We start from the raw sequence: 16381 nt of genomic DNA on the forward strand, positions 1-16381 counted from the left end.
GGATTAGGGTGGCTGACATGCAGAGGGATTGTCCGGGAGCCTTCGTGAAGGCGCGGATATATTGAATAAGCGGAAAGAGTTTAATGAGCGGAATAGCGGAATCTATGAGCTGTATGGAATATGTGCGGCGATCCGCTGTTAGCGTTGAATTCGACGAACGTTCCTGCTAAAGTGCAGGTTTTCTCCCGTTTTGGCCTGCTGAAGAAGAAATGCCTGCCAAAGTGCAGGCATTTCCTTCATTATTGCCCTTATTGGCAGATTTCGCTCCAAAAGCCTGCATCATCGCAGGTATTTGTGCAACTTCGGCTTTTTCTGATCGGAATTCCTTCACTTACGCAGGCTTTCTGCTCCCTGATGCCGGGAGGTGAGGTTATTTATGAACAAAAGCAAAGCATCCGACCCCACTTTAAACTTCAAAAATGGTGTCGGATGCTTGCTTTTGTTCATTCGGAGACTGGCCTGATCCGCTATCTCTTTGCGGGCAACTGTTAGCCAGTACAGCAATTCTCTGATAGCTTCCGTTGCTGCTATTCCCTTAACAGCTCGTCTTTAGGCAGCAGCACTGCAAGAATGCCGAGCAGAGGAAGGAAGGCGCAGACCTTCATGATGAATGCAATGTCGGTTGCGTCTGCAATCCAGCCGAGCAGGGCTGAACCAAGGCCGCCAACGCCGAAGGCAAGGCCGAAGAACAGACCGGAGACAAGTCCGATCTTGCCCGGCATTAATTCCTGGGCGTAGACCACGATGATGGAGAATGCAGACGACAATATGAAGCCCGCCAGTACAGCAAGCACACCCGTCCAGAACAAATTCGCATAAGGCAGCAGCAACGAGAAGGGTGCTGTCCCCAGAATGGAGAACCAAATAATATTGCGGCGACCGAAGCGGTCTGTCATAGGCCCGCCCAAGAATGTGCCCGCTGCTGCCGCTGCAAGAAATGCGAACAGAAACCACTGGGCATGACTGACGGTAACACCGTAATCGTGAATTAAATAAAAGGTATAGTAGCTAGTTATGCTGGCTGTGTAGACATTCTTCGATATCACTAAAAAGACGAGAATGATTACCGCCCACACCACTTGCCGCTGTGTAAGCCTGCTGGCTTTGCTGCCATCTGAGACCCGCGGCTTGGCCGTATGCCTTGGCAGCAGACGCTGATCACTATACCACCGCGCTACATAGACTTGAATGACAATTGCCGCAACTGCGGCGAAGGCAAACCAGATAACGCCGAATTGCCCGAGATGAACGAATATGACGGCTGTCATGATCGGTCCAAGCGAGCTTCCGATATTGCCGCCGACCTGGAAGATCGATTGCGCAAGCCCGCGCCTGGAGCCTGCAGCCAGATATGCGACACGGGATGATTCGGGGTGGAAGATCGCTGAGCCTACGCCTATTGCAATGACAGCAAGCAATATTAAGGCATAGTTCGGCGCGAGGGCAAGCGAGACAACACCAGCGAGCGTAAAGCAGACGCCGATCGGCAGAATCAATGGCGTCGGCCTTATGTCTGCATAGCGTCCAACAAGGGGCTGGAGCACCGATGCAGTTAAATTCATTGCCAGCGCGATTATGCCTATCTGGCTGTAGCTGAGACTTAATTCAGCCTTCAGAATAGGGAAGAGCGCAGATACGGTTGATTGCATCGTATCATTCAACAGATGGACGATACTAATTGCAAAAAGAATAGGGAACACGGTAGCTGGTACGATTGTTGAGGCTGTTTGGCCAACTGCTGTTTTTGTACTCATAATTGTCTGCACTTCCTTTACTGTGATCGCTGCCGCTGATCTTGATTTTACTTTTCACTATAAATTAGATATGATGTAATCGTCAACTAAAGATCCAATCATCCTATGTTTGGAGGTTTACTTCACCATGTTAAAAAAGACTACACGCTTAACGCTTGTAGATCAAGTCATCCTGCAAATTGAAGCCTTAATTGAATCCGGCAAATGGCCTGTGGGCAAAAAAATACCTGCTGAACCGGAGCTTGTAGCAGACCTTAACGTTAGCCGCAATACATTGCGTGAAGGAATAAAAGCGTTATGCCACGCAGGCGTGTTATATACAAAGCAAGGAGATGGCACCTATGTATGCTCCAGCAGTACGCTGGGTGTTGCCATTCAACGCCGTGTGCAGAGGTCGAGCCTGCTCGATACGCTGGAGGTGCGCCATGCGCTTGAACTGGAGGCTGCGAGATTGTCCGCTGAGCGGCGGACGGAGGCGGATATAGAGCGGTTCAGGTATTATCAGGAGAGATGCAATTACTATGCCGAGACGCATGATATTGAACAGTTCGTAGCTTCTGACGTTCAATTGCATCAAGCTATTGTGAAATCATCAGGCAATCGGATGCTGTTTGATCTGTATGCGCATATAACCGGGGCGCTGCAGGAATCCAATACTGCTTTTCTGACGAAGAGCTTTGCCAACCATCTGCCCCGCGACCATCACCAGGATCTGATCGAAGCGATTGTAGCACAGAATCCGGAGGAGGCAGGCAAAGCGGTACAATTGCTCATTGACGGATTGAAAAGCAGTGTGGATGAGCTATGGCCCCAGCATGAGGAGAAGAAGGTCTGAAGGAGCATAGAATCGGGAATCGAGTTTGTTAAGAGAGGGCCATTTGACCCTCTCTTTTTGTATGAAGGGATAGAAATAGTAGACCAACGACGGAATTATGAAGCATGGATTACAAAAAATGCCGGATTCGAACTCGAAATCTCTACACTTTTCAGTAGGATAAACCGATAAAATATGTTATAAATTGATATTCCAGATATTCAGATAATATATTTACAATAGAAGAAAGTTAGCACCTAGATTTCCTCTATTAAACTAAATTAATAATTGATTGTATCTATTTGATTTCAAGGAATTTAGATTTATATTATCAAACCAACTTTATTTCATTTAAAAAACAAATTTATTATTACGAAATAAAAACCAAATTATTACATACAATGTCATAAATCGGGGTAGATAAATGAATAAACAAAATTCAAATGTTAATCTAGTGCAAAGAACACCTCGTATTAGGCCGCTATACCCAGAAGGAGTATTGCCTTTAGAAGATCCGGCCCGACCTTCTGAGAAGCCGACTATATCATGGTTGATCATTTTGCTGCCGCCAATTGCAATGATGGTCATTTCTATTTTCTCTGCGATTCTTTTCAGGTCGTATATGATCTTGTTCTCCATTATGGGCATGACCATGGTTACGGTAATGGTCTCAATAATGAACTATAAATCCAGTGTCAAGAAACATCTGGAACAGAATAAAAAACTAGAGAAAAAATATTTGGATTACTTGTACAATGTCCGTAATGAACTCCAGGCGGCTTCCAATCAATATCGGGAGGCCGTTCGCCAAATTCATCCAAGCATCAATGATTGTATTGAAATCGTTCGGGAGCGAAGAAAGCAATTATGGGAGAGGACAGCTCTTGAGCAGGATTTTCTTCATATAAGAATGGGAGTGGGCATTCTGCCAATTGCTCTCCAACCGAATTATGAGGCTAGATCCAAAGCTATTGATGATGAGAATCCATTGGAGAAAATCGCAAGCAAGATATGTGAGGAAATGTATTATGTGAGAGACATTCCGGTTAGCGTTCCGCTTTACGATATTAGTACTTTAGGGTTTGTTGGAAAAAGAGATGAGCTGCGACAATTTCTAAACGCAACGACAACACATCTTACAACACATCATGGTTATGATGATATCAAGATTGTATGTCTTTTGAATCAAGATGAATTAAAGCATTGGGACTGGATGAGATGGCTGCCACACATGTGGGATAAAGATCGCAAAGTACGCTATATCGCTTCTAATTCTTATGAGGCAGCGAGACTTGCCGATGAACTTCTACCAGAAATTAAGGCCAGAAGCAAGCAGAATAGCAATAGCGGGTATATGAATAGGAAGTTGCAGTTGCCTCATTACATATTCCTCATATTTGCTCCTGATTTATGGGAGAATTCCGAAATTATGAAGTATCTATTGTCCAACAATCAAATGATGGGTATTACCAGTATTTTTATTTCGGAAAGAATTGACTTCTCTTTGCCGCAGAACTGCCAAGTAATTATTGAAGTAAGTGATAAACAAGGTGTAGTTCGTAAAGATACGATTAATAAGATGAACGAACTAAATCACTATTTCATTACTGATCATATGGACCGGGATGCCTCGGAAGCATATAGCCGCTGCTTATCGCCTGTGAAAATAAAGGAAACTCATGATAACAATCTGATTCCTAAATTAGTTACTTTCTTGGACAGCTTTGGAATTAAGCAGGTTGAAGATCTGCATGTATTGACACGCTGGCAAGAGAATGAGGCTAACCGCTCCTTGATTATTCCATTAGGACAGGCTGGGGACAGCAAGACCTTTTACTTTGATATGCATGAGAAGTTTTATGGACCGCACGGTCTAGTCGCAGGCACAACCGGATCTGGGAAAAGTGAATTGCTACAATCGCTGTTGCTTGCACTGGCCGTGAATTATCATCCGCATGAGGTCGCCTTTGTTCTGATCGACTACAAGGGGGGCGGAATGGCTAACGCATTTCTTGGACTCCCACACTTAGTAGGGACGATTACAAATTTGGGCGGGAATCAGATCAATCGAGCATTAGCATCGATCAAAAGTGAGCTCATGCGCAGACAACGGTTGTTCAGTGATGCGAATGTAACGAATATTGATGATTACATCATTCGTTACCGGAACAAAACTGTAGAACTGCCGCTGCCGCATTTGATTATTGTTGTGGATGAATTCGCTGAATTAAAGTCAGATCAGCCTGAATTCATGAAGGAAATGGTGAGTGCAGCGCGGGTCGGAAGAAGCTTGGGTATCCATTTGATTCTGGCCACTCAGAAGCCCTCAGGTGTGGTTGATGATCAGATTTGGAGTAACTCAAGATTCAAACTGTGCTTGAAAGTACAAACGCCGTCTGATAGCCAGGAAATGTTGAAACGGCCTGAAGCGGCAGGCATTAAAGAGAAGGGACGCGGTTATTTGCAGGTTGGCAACGATGAAGTGTTTACATTATTTCAATCTTCTTGGAGCGGAGCGCCTTATCATACCTCTGTAGTAACAGAGGAAAGCAGCCTAAATGCTCGAATCGTTGGTCTTAATGGGGAGCGGAGGCCTATGATTGCACAAGAACAGAGTAGAAACAACATTGAAAAAGTGACACAATTGCAATCTGTTGTCAATCATATCATTACCGTTGCCGAGGATAACAATATTCATGAAGCTTTCCAACTATGGCTGCCTCCACTGCCGGAGTTCATCAGTTTAAGTGATCTGTTGTCTGAAGGATCAGGCTGGAATGGACAACAATGGAACAACCCTTCAGAATTTCTCGCAGCACCTGTAGGAATGATCGACAATCCGTCGCAGCAATCCCAATACCAGCTTACCATTGATTTTGCAAAGAATGGACATCTGCTCCTATATGGAATGCCAGGCAGCGGCAAGACAACATTCTTGAAAACGATCATTGCTTCCTTTGCGATGAGTTACAAGCCTGATTATGTAAATTTTTATATATTAGATTTTGGAACTCGAACACTTGGGGTATTCCATGATCTCCCTCATTTAGGGGAGGTCATCTACCCTGAGGAAGAAACGAAGCTGAATAACCTGTTTGAATGGCTTCTGAAAGAACTCGAAGATCGGAAACGCAAATTTTCTCAGCTAGGCATAAGCAATCTGGTTTCTTATCGTTCAGCGACAGGAGAAATGATTCCTGCAATTGTGCTTTTATTAGACAACTATACCGGCTTTTCAGAAATGTATGACGATCGGTCAATGGATGTCGTGAAAATAGTGAGAGAAGGGGGGAGCTACGGTATTTACTTTGTTTCCACAGGTAATGCAGTCAATTCTTTCCCTTACCGGATTAGTCAAAATGTTAAACAAACGCTTGTATTGCAACTGGCTGACAAGACTGATTACTCCAGCATTATAGGACGCACAGAGGGATTGGAGCCGGCTAGTGTACCAGGACGCGGATTAGTCAAAGAACAAGTGCCGCTGGAATACCATGCCGCCCTTCCTGTATCGGCAAATACTGATGATCAAATTGCTGAAGGAATACGAAATTTATGTAAACAAATGAAGGAAGGATGGAAAGAAAAGGGGGTAAAAAAGATTGAAGCATTGCCGGTAGATTTCACTATGGATGAATTTCTTAACCGGATAGAGCCATACCGATCCAATGAGGAGAATATGAGCTGCAGCTTCCCGATTGCAATTGATTGGGAGAGTGGGATGCCAGTATACCTTAGTGCAAAGGATGCGCATTGCTTACTGCTTTCGTATCTGCCTTCTGTAAATTACGACGTTATTTTTGAAAGTATAATTCATTCTTACATCTTAAATTGTGGTAAAACTGAGCATAGAATAGGAATTTTTGAGTGTATAGACAACTCCTTATCGCCTGTCAGAAAGATGAATAATAGGTTGCAATATATGACTAATAAGGATGATTTCATTGCATTCACGTCATCGATTGTAGATGAGCTGCAAATTCGTAAGAATGAGTCACGGGATGCGCAGGCGGCTGCCCCTGATCCAGATGCATTTAATGAAAAGGAGTTTATTCTGAATCGCTTTCCATTAATAACAATTATTATTCCTCACTTGAAATCGGCTATTGATGAAATGGAGAACGAATCTTTGCAGCATTTGGAGAGGATCGCGAGGTTCGGGGGTGATCTAGGCGTACTCCTTCTTGTTGGAGCTGATGTGGAAGCATTAAGCATGCTGCTGCTTATGACTACCTTGGTACCCGTACTTATTGACAATAAAAATGCAATCATTGTAGGCGGTAAACCGAATCAGCATGATATTCTATCTGACAGTTTTGTGAATATGAACCACGATGCTCTGAATAGGAAGTTTCAAGACGGTGAAGGGTTGTTACTGTCAAATAATAAACAAATTAAAATCAAGCTTGTTACTAAACTGTAGCAGAAGGTGAAATATTGAAGTTCAATCGAGAAAATTATCAGTTGACAGGATTAGAATTGTTCTACCTTGCTTCACTGGTGGGAGGAGTCAGAGTCCCTGGTGTTGAGATCGACCTTGAAGCAAACTCCGATCTGAAGCTTCGTTCCATGATGGATGCTCAACAGAGAAGTTTGGAGAAAAGAGGATATCTCGAAGTCGATTTTGATGGAATTGCTAGAATGAATCCCGTTCTGCGTCAGTTTATAACACTTGCCTCGCAGTGTGAAGCTTACTTTTGTCAATACAATCAAATTCGAGATGAGGCAATACAACGAGCTTATTATTTTTCTCAAGGAACAACTCACTTTGAAATGACTTATGACTCTGAACAGGATATGTTCATCGTTCAACAGATGTACGGCCTCCACGAATTGCTTTTTCAAGTCATAGATCGGTTTCCGTTAATTGAAAGCAGCTTAGGTACGAGTATGGAATTAAAAGGGAAGGAACTCCATGAGTGGACAGAAGAAATGCTGCAAGGTGGTGCGATTCATTCATCCATCTCACGAATTGATTGGTTGAACGAGGAAATTGCGATTACTAAAGAATATTCTTTATTGCTGACGAAAGACCAGACCTGGAAGTTAGACAATCATTCACTCAATGAGAGTTGTTTGGTCTCAACAATAACTTTTGAAACAGCAATGGATGAGCTGGCTGCCTGGATCAAAGAAACAGTAGGCTAGAAGTGGAAGGTGTATAGGATGGATGAAGTGATCGTTACCGTAATCGTCCAGGAGGAGAACGAAAGACGCATAGACTTAGAGATTCCTGTTTCTTTGTCCGTTCGCAAATGCAAAGAAATGCTCAGATTGGCAAATTGGATGCCGCAATCGGATAACAGCAAGTTTGAAGTTAGTTTGACGGGTGAAGAATGGAATGTCTTGGAGGATGATATTGAGCTATCTGATGTAATTTATGGTGATGGAGCGTATATACGTGTGACCATTAATACTTTGTGATTCGTTTATTTAGGGGGAAATGTTATTAGTAAAGTACATCTCGTTTGCTCTCCTGAACTTATCATGCTGCTCTCTCGCTCGTTGGAGATTGAAGGCTATATGATATCAGGTACGCATCATACATTAAATGAATTCATAGAAGGATTCAGCTCAAAGGAAGTAGATTCTTCAGCAATCGTTATCATGGAAGGCGGGGCAGGACTTAGCATCCCGGTCAATCCGAATGTGATTCTTGCAAGAATGACCCAAATACGCCAATATCTCAAGCGGTCGAGGTTAATCGTGCAGTTGGATCCATCCTTGCAAAATGACATTGAATTTATAAGATCCATGGTTAATTTGGGCATACATGACCTCCATTTCACGCTAGAATTTCGAAATGAAGAATTGATGAATTGGATAAAAGAAAAGAAAACGACCAGAGACTACTATCATATACTAGGGAAAAAGAAGAGGAATTTTCTGTTCAGGCGTAATGCCAACGCTCCTGAACCCGGCAATAATGAGGAAGAACCGCCGATTGTCCCGCCTGCGCCAGTAGAATCTTTGACACGACCGGCACCTGCTAGTAATCAACGGCAACCTGGCCGGACGCAGACCTCTGGTTCAAGAAGTTCAGCTTCACCGGCTCCGGAAAGGCTGCGGGACAATGACAACAATGAGCCGTCATTGCCGATTCCAGAAACTTCATCAAATTCCTCGTCTCCAAGAAGAGCAGCAACCGGGAATCATTTGCCGCTTATTATTGGTATAAGTGGCGTCGGAGGCGAAGAGGATGTTGGAGCTGCGGCTTTCTTAATTGCAGGCGGACTTGTTGATTTAGGCTGGCGACCACTGGTGTGCGGCGATGATCGGCCTGAAATCAGTTCATTGGAGCAAGTAGCGTTAGATGGAGAGAAGGATGACCCGGCAGCCAAGATGTTTGAGTATGAAGGGGTTACATTTTTCCGTAGAGGCTGCTCGTGGGATATCTCAGAATTAATGACCAGCGAATTCAGCCATATTATTCTTTGGTTGGATATCCATCAAGAGCGTAAAGGGATGAGCGGGCTGGAACTGTGGTGGAACGCCCAAGTACCTATCCTCGTTGGCAATGGTGCAATGTGGAAATATGAATTGTTAAAAGAAAAGCTGAGCACTCTCAATCATTACGAACGAAAAAGATGTCTTCTGCTGCTAGAGAATGGACATCAGGAGGTTCTAAACAAGCTAAAAAAGGACTTTCAAGAGGTTCAAGCTTCATTAATTCCTGTTCACAATGATCCGCTATACCCAGATAAGGCTGCGGTTGAATGGGTCATGGGATTACTTGCTGTGAACAAGAAAATATTCAGGAAGCCTGTTATTTTATGGATAGTAGTAGGTTCAGTTCTATTTATTACCTTGATACTCATTGCAATAGGTTTATCAATTGTTCCAGAAAGCGGTAATTAAAGAATTAAATATGATTTTATCTTGAAAAGGTATTGGAAATAGGTTATATAATTAATAAAAGGAAAATTTAGAATATTAAGATAATAAGTTGCTAGGGGGTTAATGATATGGTTACTTCGGCCTATGTATATGGTCTTGGTCGCAACTGCAGTGCTCTTATACAGAATGCGCAAAATTGCAGCACTCAGATGACGCAGGCAATAACGGGGATGTCGGAGTATTGGAGGGGCATAGGCGGAGAACAGTTTGAAGGCAATTGTCTTAAATGGATTAAAGAAATGGATCAGCTACAGAGGGATCTGATTTCTATTCAAACAAGCTTAAACAATCATGCAGACTTCTTGAAGCGTAAAGAAGCAGAAGAAGAAGCGGCGAGGCAGAGAGCGTTAGAACAACAGCGGGAAGCGGACAGACAACGGGCGTTGCAACAGCAGAATAACATGAAATCTGTTAAACGGTAAACATAAGCCCTGTACACGAAGCAGCAGGGCTTTTTATTTTCAGTGTATGGAGGTAATGAAGTGGCTGTACGCAGAAGCAAGAAGATTATGAAATATTCAGCGGTATCTGGATTGCTTGTAGCTGTAATAACTTCGGGTGTCTGGTTCATGAGCTATCGTTACTATAACGCCAAGCTTATTGATGAAAGGGCGGCTTATGAGGAACAGCTTGCGGAGAAGAATGAGGTACTGAAGCGGTATCAGGATCAATCTAGAACGGCATATATTTTGGCTGCTCCGAAAGCTGCAGGAGAAGTAATAACGGCTTCAGATGTCAGGGAGGAGATGCTGCCTGAGTTTGCTTCCCCAGAGAACGTAATCCGCAACAAGAAGGAATTGGTGGGCAAATATCTTAAGATCAATGCTGAACCGGGCACTGCAATAACGATGGAAATGATACGAGAGGAAGAGAAGCTTGATCCATCGGAAAGGATAGAGGAGACAGAATATATCAAACTCCCTCTCCGGGGGAAGAAGAGCGATGTCGTAGATATCCGTATCGTTTTTCCTAATGGCGAGGATTATATTGTGATTGCCAAGAAGACATTAAAAGATATTGAAATAGACAATCAATATGCATTTTTTAATGATAGCGAAGAGGAAGCACAGATGCTGCAATCTGCTTTGGTAGATGCCTACATTAACAATGCTGAGCTTTATATGAAGCAGTACGTCGAACCAGAGATGCAGCCAAGGCCGATACCAACGTATTCTCCCAATGTTGATGTATTAAGGGTAATGAAGTCAAATCCACTTATTGTTGATCAAGCTAAGTGGGCGCTCGCTGAAAAAATTCGACTGGAATTGGACAAGCGGATGGAGTCGTTAGATCCAGACCGGAAAATACGGGTAGGTGCAGATGCGCCTGTGGGGAGCGGAGTTTCTAAGCGTAAACTGCCGTCAGGTGCAACGACTGTAACACAGCCAGAAGGCAATCAATCTGTAAATCAAATTGTTGATCAACCAACCAATCAGTATAACACCAACCCTGAAGTGCTTCAGCCTGACGGCAATGAGTTTGAACCCCAAGTTGAGTACAATGTGGAAATGCCGGTTCCAGATTCAAAGCAGTATGATATGCCAATCGATTCAGATTCGGATCTGCTAGGAGGACAGTAAGGGAAATGAATATCGTTATGGCGGGAGACTGCGAAAAACATGATTTCGTGCTTGCTGCTGCCGTCTTATTGAAATCATACCATGAGAATAAGGTTTCAATTATTACCGATGACAGCAGGCATTATCGCTATATGGGCGGTGAAGTTTCAGGAGTGGCCATATTGGAGACCAGTTCCACTGACAATACGGATATTACTATTTATGACTGGCATAATGGCTACCCTTCAGGGGTGGATGATGCCCGAGTTGTTTTTGTGACCTCCTATGAGCGGGCCGCGATAGCAAACATTGAACGATTGTTGTCGGAGAAGTATCTGCCGTCTGCAATGATCGTCATTGAAGAGGAATGTAAGCTTAGAATGAAATATATTGAAACGAATTTTCCAATGGTAAAGACATTATTGAGCTATGACGTCAGTTCAGAAAGAAAGATAGATTGGATCCATGACGGGAGAGTTCAATTAAAGGTGGCGAAGGATTTTTCTGAAGCACTCAATATATTTTTGGTTGAGGTCTGCGGAATTCAGCAGGAACACATTAAGAAGCTATGGAGATATGCACGGAAACGGGGGTAAATTAAGGTGCTTGTTGCTTTTTGGGGGCCGGTTCACGGTCAGGTCCGGACAACATCGAACATGGTCGCAATTGCGACGACGATCGCGCTGGATCATCATGTTCGAATATTAATGACGCATACACATTTTGAGCGTTCGACATTGGAGAAAGCCTATACAAAATTAAGACATGTCAATTCTCCAACACTAGGAGCTATCGGGATGGATGCAATTGAGAGACTCGTGCAATGTGGAATGCTGACGCCAGAAGGGATTCGAGATAACGCGGAATCTATTATAAAGGATCGTTTAGATATTATTTCCGGACCGATGAATCAGGAAATTGCCGGGTTTAGAAAGGTATTGCCGCACATTTTTGATTCTTATAAACGTTTCTACGAATTATTGTTTATCGATGTCTCGTCTGGGACAAGGAACGAGCTGTCATCATTAGTGATGAAGCATGCTGATCTTATTGTTGTGAACGTCAATCAGAACAAATCCGTTCTGGATCCATTTTTTGCGAAGGAAGAGTGGCTTTCTGTATTGGATGAGAAGCCGATCGTTTATTGCATCGGATCGTATGAGCGCAATTCTAAGCTGACACGAAGCAGAATGGCCAAGTTGTATGGAATTCCCAAGAAAAGAATTGGATATGTTCCACATAATGTTCGCTATATGGATGCGCAAAATGACCAGCATATTATCGATTACTTGCTTAGAGCCAGAATGGTCGAGAAAAAATTTCTTGAATTCAATGATGAGGTTTACTTCACACAATCGGTAAGAAATATGGGGGATTGCATTCTAGACGCACTGGATATGTATTTCGTGGCGGAGGATGATGTCCGTGATTAACTTGATTCTCACGATCGTCATTTTAATTGCTATCATGATCTTCTTATACGTGTGGGTCGTACTTAAAAAGAAGGAAGTATCCAGTAATAACAACCAAATCAAATTCGAAATCAAAGAAATTGTCGCTTTCATGCGCCGGGCATTCGAGGAGATTATAGCATCCTCCTTATACGAGGGGAGTCCGAGCGTAGAGGAATTTAATCGTAGAAAGGCTCGTCGCAGAGAGCTTCAAAAAGCATTGCGCAGCTGTATGCATGGAGATATTTTCGCTAAAAAGTTTGTGAAGCTGTTTATGAAAGATTTACTTCTTGGCACTTATGGTTTGAATGAAACGAATGTGAATGCGGTGATTATGTTCGATCATCCAGAACGAATGTCTTCGCAGGATCAATTCGAGATTCTTCTTCATGTCTTTCAGAAAGAACATAATCAAGAAGCGTTTAACAAGATAATTGACAAATACAATCTGGATGAGCTTTCTAGACTGTCTGATGGCACGAAGGGCTATCAAATAACGGAAGAGCAAATTCGGGAAATCTATCGAGAGGAGAGGCCGAGACTAACCTTTCAGGACAAAATCGATATTATTATTCAACGGGTATACCAAATTTATAAAGGATTAGGGGTTATTGACGAACTGCGGGACCAGAATATAGACGGGGTTAACGGTGGAACGAGCGGAATGCCGCCAGATGTTGTTCAAAACATCGATGTGGCCGATTATTTGAGTCAGAAACGATTCATTCCGAGATCATATGATGCTGTCTGGATATTTTATCGCGGCAAATCCATTCAGCTAGCCTTTCTAGGCTTTGGGTCGGAACAAGAACTAAAACGTGTATGCCAAAATATATATGGCTTCGGCAACCCTGGACAATTAAATGAATCGCGGGGGTATATCATTAATGATATGGCTGATGGAAGCCGTGTCGTAGTCGTGAGACCGAAGATGGCGGAGAGCTGGGCGTTCTTCGTCCGTAAATTCAATGATTCCCTTGTAGAATTGGATGAACAGGTGAAAGGCGACGGTGCTGACTTGGCGATCCGCATGCTTGTCTATCTCGTTCTAGGTCACCAGGTTACAGCTATCACGGGGCGTCAAGGATCAGGCAAGACTACGTTGCTTAAAGCGTTGATCAAGTATATTGATGCGAAAAATATTCGTATACAGGAGACATCCTTTGAAATTTGGGCAAGAAAGATGTATCCGGGGAAAAATATTCTTTCGTTCAGGGAAACTCCGACTGTGAGCGGGCAGGATGGACTCGATGTTCAGAAGAAAACAGACGGCTCTGTTAATATAGTCGGAGAAGCAGCCACTCATTCCGTTGTTAGCTATGTCATACAAGCAGCTCAGGTGGCGTCCGAATATACGTTATTTACTCATCATGGAAAGACGCTGGATAAATTAATTAATGCTTTGAGAAACAGCTTGATTGCCTCGGGCGCTTTCACCAATGAGAAGATTGCCGAAAGTCAAGTTGTTGAAGCTCTAGGTTTTAATGTTCATTTGGTATTGCGTTCTGGCAAGCGTTACATCGAACGAATAACGGAAGTGATTCCACTTGAATTGAACTATGAATATCCGACACATTATAAAGATTACAGCAGGATGACAGAGAAGCTGGATGCATTCATGGATACGATGACGGAATATTTTGGTCGGGTTACAGATCGGCAGTCTTACGCTTATCGGGATGTGATTGTATGGGAAGATGGAAGATATGTAGTAAAAGATACCATCACAAGTCAAAAGGTTATAGAAATGACCAAGAACATGGATGATGATGCTGCTGATCAATTTAAAGCATTTCTTCTGCAGTATTGGGGGGAGTCTGCATGAACGCGCAAACCTTTCTAGCAGGATTGATTCTCTCCTTGCTTGTTTTGTTGGCCATTGCTCTGATCTTATATTTTATCGTACAGAAACAATTAAAAGGCAGCCAATACCAGGAGCAGCGACGGTTAAAATCACTTATTATATCGATGCCCAAAGAGCGCAAATGGCTGGATATTGCTTTAAAAGCGTACCCGTATATTGACGAAATACCACTGCTTAACAAATTGCTGCATCGTATGCGTTCACGTCTTACGTTAATCCATGCGGGAAATGAAAGAATGGTGAGGAGCAGGGCGGCTGCCCTTACGATTGTTATAGTAAGCTGCGTGCTGGTCTTAACGCTGATTTCTTTTCTATGGACATCTTCTTGGTTTAATCGGTTGACCATTATGATCATCTCAATTTACTTAAGCGGTGTGTTAAGTGATCTCTTTATTGGCCGCCTTATTAAACAAATGCTCTATGATCAATCGTCATTAATTCTCGATATTCGGCACCAATACCACCAATCTAATATGGTAACGGTTAGTTTGGAGAATGCAGCAGAGCAAACGAAGCCTCTTGTAGCCGTCCACGCACGTCAAATTGCCAGCATTCTGAGTGCAGTTGATCCACAGGAAGAGCTGCAAAAATATTATGAGGTTGCTCCCAACCGTTACATGAAACAACTGGCAGGTGTCAGCTACAAAATAGGCGAGTATGGGGATGCCGATATTCATAAAGGCGAGAAATCGATCTATCTATCGATGCTTGGCAATATTAGAGAAGAAATCCATTTGGATATCAGCCGGCGTGAACGAATTGACAGGCTATTGGCTGGAATTGTGTTTGTAGCGATTTCGCCGATTTTTATGCTTGATCCGATCCGCAGCTGGGCGGAGAGCCAGTTCCCGATCGTTTCGAATTATTACAATTCTGCTTGGGGCATGTACTCTCTTGTACTCCTGTATATGATTTATACCATTTCGTTCATTGCATTGCGGATTATAAAAGGTGTGGATGAAGATACCCAGGCCATAAAGGACGAGGGGAAATGGCTGAATCGTCTCTTGAAGAGGAAATGGTTGAATCTCCTCGTAGACCGGATCACGCCAGCGGAGCATGAACCCGCTTATTTCAAAGGAATGGAGAAGCTGAAGGATGCAAACTCCAGCCTTTCGATCTCTGCTCTATATTTGCAAAAGCTGATTTTCTCTGTAATGGCCTTCATTGTCGCGATTGTGTTTCAGGTCGCTATTCACGAGAACATTAAACGCAATATTATGAGCCCGAATATGGAAATTACAACGGGTGGCAATCAGTCTAATGCTCAAAGGGAGCTAAGCGAGGAAAGGTATGCTTTTGAGAATTCGTTGGTTGGCGAATTGGTCGCTAAGGATATTCCTCCTGATCAAGCTGCAGCATATATCCAGGAAAAGTTCATTAATAAGAATTTTATACCAGCGAGTCTTGACAAAGAGAAATACGCGGAGCAAATCCTGGAACGGGTCAATAATTATCATGAGGAGTACTACAAGTGGTTTGAGTTATTAATAGCCTTTTTTATTGCTATGGGCTGTTATTTCATACCGGATGCATATTTGATTATTCGCAAGCAGGTAAGAAGATGGGAGATGCAAAATGAAGTGGATGGCTTCAATACATTATCTATGATGCTGTCCCACTTTCCTACAATAAGTGTTTTTGAAATGATTGAGTGGCTCCATCGGTACAGCTACATTTTCGAAAGACAGCTTCTGCGCTGCATGCTGGATTACGAGGCGGGAGCATGGGATGCCATTGAGCGTCTGAAGGAAGATGCCCGATTCGTTCCATTGGAAAGGCTGGCGGATCGCCTCCAGGTTGCAGCCGACTTAATTCCGGTGAAGAAAGCATTCGACGATATGGACGCTGAGAGAGCGTTTGCTATGGATCAGCGGAAGGAGCACTATGAGCGAATGATAAGCAGAAAAAGCACACTTGGAAAAATGTTCGGTTTCTTGCCTATCCAAGCGACATTTGCGCTGCACTTATTACTTCCCTTCGGCTATATGGCGTTCCAGCAATTGGGGGATCTGACTGTGGTGACAAGCACGATGTAAAGG

Annotated in this window: 13 protein-coding genes; 12 read left to right on the plus strand and 1 reads right to left on the minus strand. The window is 43.3% G+C overall.

Annotated elements, in window-relative coordinates:
- Window positions 1-120 precede the first annotated feature (120 nt).
- Window positions 121-492, plus strand: coding sequence for a hypothetical protein (locus K0T92_RS10610; protein ID WP_219872450.1), 372 nt, complete (start codon window positions 121-123; stop codon window positions 490-492).
- Between the two features lie 35 nt (window positions 493-527).
- On the opposite strand, the gene K0T92_RS10615 is transcribed toward K0T92_RS10610, so the two are convergent.
- Window positions 528-1754 carry an MFS transporter gene (locus K0T92_RS10615; protein WP_219872451.1) on the minus strand — a complete coding sequence of 409 codons (1227 nt, stop codon included), beginning with the start codon at window positions 1752-1754 and terminating at the stop codon, window positions 528-530.
- A 127-nt stretch (window positions 1755-1881) separates the two neighbouring features.
- Between K0T92_RS10615 and K0T92_RS10620 the strand changes: the two genes are divergently transcribed.
- The 11 genes from K0T92_RS10620 (at window position 1882) to K0T92_RS10670 (ending at window position 16378) form a co-directional block, all read left to right on the plus strand.
- Window positions 1882-2589 carry a FadR/GntR family transcriptional regulator gene (locus tag K0T92_RS10620; RefSeq protein WP_219872452.1) on the plus strand — a complete coding sequence of 236 codons (708 nt, stop codon included), beginning with the start codon at window positions 1882-1884 and terminating at the stop codon, window positions 2587-2589.
- Window positions 2590-2992: 403 nt separating this feature from the next.
- Window positions 2993-6991: a type VII secretion protein EssC gene (gene essC / locus K0T92_RS10625; RefSeq protein ID WP_219872453.1), complete on the plus strand. Its 3999-nt coding sequence runs from the start codon at window positions 2993-2995 to the stop codon at window positions 6989-6991.
- 14 nt (window positions 6992-7005) lie between these two features.
- Window positions 7006-7716: a hypothetical protein gene (locus tag K0T92_RS10630; protein WP_219872454.1), complete on the plus strand. Its 711-nt coding sequence runs from the start codon at window positions 7006-7008 to the stop codon at window positions 7714-7716.
- Window positions 7717-7734: 18 nt separating this feature from the next.
- Window positions 7735-7992, plus strand: a complete 258-nt coding sequence (locus K0T92_RS10635) for a hypothetical protein (RefSeq protein ID WP_219872455.1) — start codon at window positions 7735-7737, stop codon at window positions 7990-7992.
- Between the two features lie 99 nt (window positions 7993-8091).
- Window positions 8092-9426 (plus strand): hypothetical protein, encoded by a 1335-nt coding sequence (locus tag K0T92_RS10640; RefSeq protein WP_219872456.1) that lies wholly within the window; start codon window positions 8092-8094, stop codon window positions 9424-9426.
- A 107-nt stretch (window positions 9427-9533) separates the two neighbouring features.
- Window positions 9534-9887, plus strand: a complete 354-nt coding sequence (locus K0T92_RS10645) for a WXG100 family type VII secretion target (protein WP_219872457.1) — start codon at window positions 9534-9536, stop codon at window positions 9885-9887.
- Window positions 9888-10034: 147 nt separating this feature from the next.
- Window positions 10035-11045, plus strand: a complete 1011-nt coding sequence (locus K0T92_RS10650) for an SAF domain-containing protein (protein WP_219872458.1) — start codon at window positions 10035-10037, stop codon at window positions 11043-11045.
- 5 nt (window positions 11046-11050) lie between these two features.
- Window positions 11051-11620, plus strand: coding sequence for a hypothetical protein (locus K0T92_RS10655; RefSeq protein ID WP_219872459.1), 570 nt, complete (start codon window positions 11051-11053; stop codon window positions 11618-11620).
- A 6-nt stretch (window positions 11621-11626) separates the two neighbouring features.
- Window positions 11627-12457: a hypothetical protein gene (locus tag K0T92_RS10660; protein ID WP_219872460.1), complete on the plus strand. Its 831-nt coding sequence runs from the start codon at window positions 11627-11629 to the stop codon at window positions 12455-12457.
- Window positions 12444-14300 (plus strand): ATPase, T2SS/T4P/T4SS family, encoded by a 1857-nt coding sequence (locus K0T92_RS10665; RefSeq protein ID WP_246628092.1) that lies wholly within the window; start codon window positions 12444-12446, stop codon window positions 14298-14300. Before K0T92_RS10660 ends, K0T92_RS10665 begins: the two co-directional genes overlap by 14 nt.
- Entirely contained in the window at window positions 14297-16378 is a 2082-nt protein-coding gene (locus K0T92_RS10670) for a hypothetical protein (RefSeq protein ID WP_219872462.1), read from the plus strand. The genes K0T92_RS10665 and K0T92_RS10670 overlap by 4 nt, the downstream gene beginning before the upstream one ends.
- Window positions 16379-16381 lie beyond the last annotated feature (3 nt).

Source organism: Paenibacillus oenotherae, from assembly GCF_019443105.1.
GTDB lineage: Bacteria > Bacillota > Bacilli > Paenibacillales > Paenibacillaceae > Paenibacillus_Z > Paenibacillus_Z oenotherae.

Excerpts from the sequence above, each read along its gene's own strand:
- K0T92_RS10620 (WP_219872452.1), top strand. The coding sequence starts at position 1,882 with ATGTTAAAAAAGACTACACGCTTAACGCTTGTAGATCAAGTCATCCTG.
- K0T92_RS10665 (WP_246628092.1), top strand. The coding sequence starts at position 12,444 with ATGTCCGTGATTAACTTGATTCTCACGATCGTCATTTTAATTGCTATC.
- K0T92_RS10640 (WP_219872456.1), top strand. The coding sequence starts at position 8,092 with ATGATATCAGGTACGCATCATACATTAAATGAATTCATAGAAGGATTC.
- K0T92_RS10645 (WP_219872457.1), top strand. The coding sequence starts at position 9,534 with ATGGTTACTTCGGCCTATGTATATGGTCTTGGTCGCAACTGCAGTGCT.
- K0T92_RS10670 (WP_219872462.1), top strand. The coding sequence starts at position 14,297 with ATGAACGCGCAAACCTTTCTAGCAGGATTGATTCTCTCCTTGCTTGTT.
- K0T92_RS10635 (WP_219872455.1), top strand. The coding sequence starts at position 7,735 with ATGGATGAAGTGATCGTTACCGTAATCGTCCAGGAGGAGAACGAAAGA.
- K0T92_RS10610 (WP_219872450.1), top strand. The coding sequence starts at position 121 with ATGTGCGGCGATCCGCTGTTAGCGTTGAATTCGACGAACGTTCCTGCT.
- K0T92_RS10615 (WP_219872451.1), bottom strand. The coding sequence starts at position 1,754 with ATGAGTACAAAAACAGCAGTTGGCCAAACAGCCTCAACAATCGTACCA.
- K0T92_RS10650 (WP_219872458.1), top strand. The coding sequence starts at position 10,035 with ATGAGCTATCGTTACTATAACGCCAAGCTTATTGATGAAAGGGCGGCT.
- essC (WP_219872453.1), top strand. The coding sequence starts at position 2,993 with ATGAATAAACAAAATTCAAATGTTAATCTAGTGCAAAGAACACCTCGT.
- K0T92_RS10655 (WP_219872459.1), top strand. The coding sequence starts at position 11,051 with ATGAATATCGTTATGGCGGGAGACTGCGAAAAACATGATTTCGTGCTT.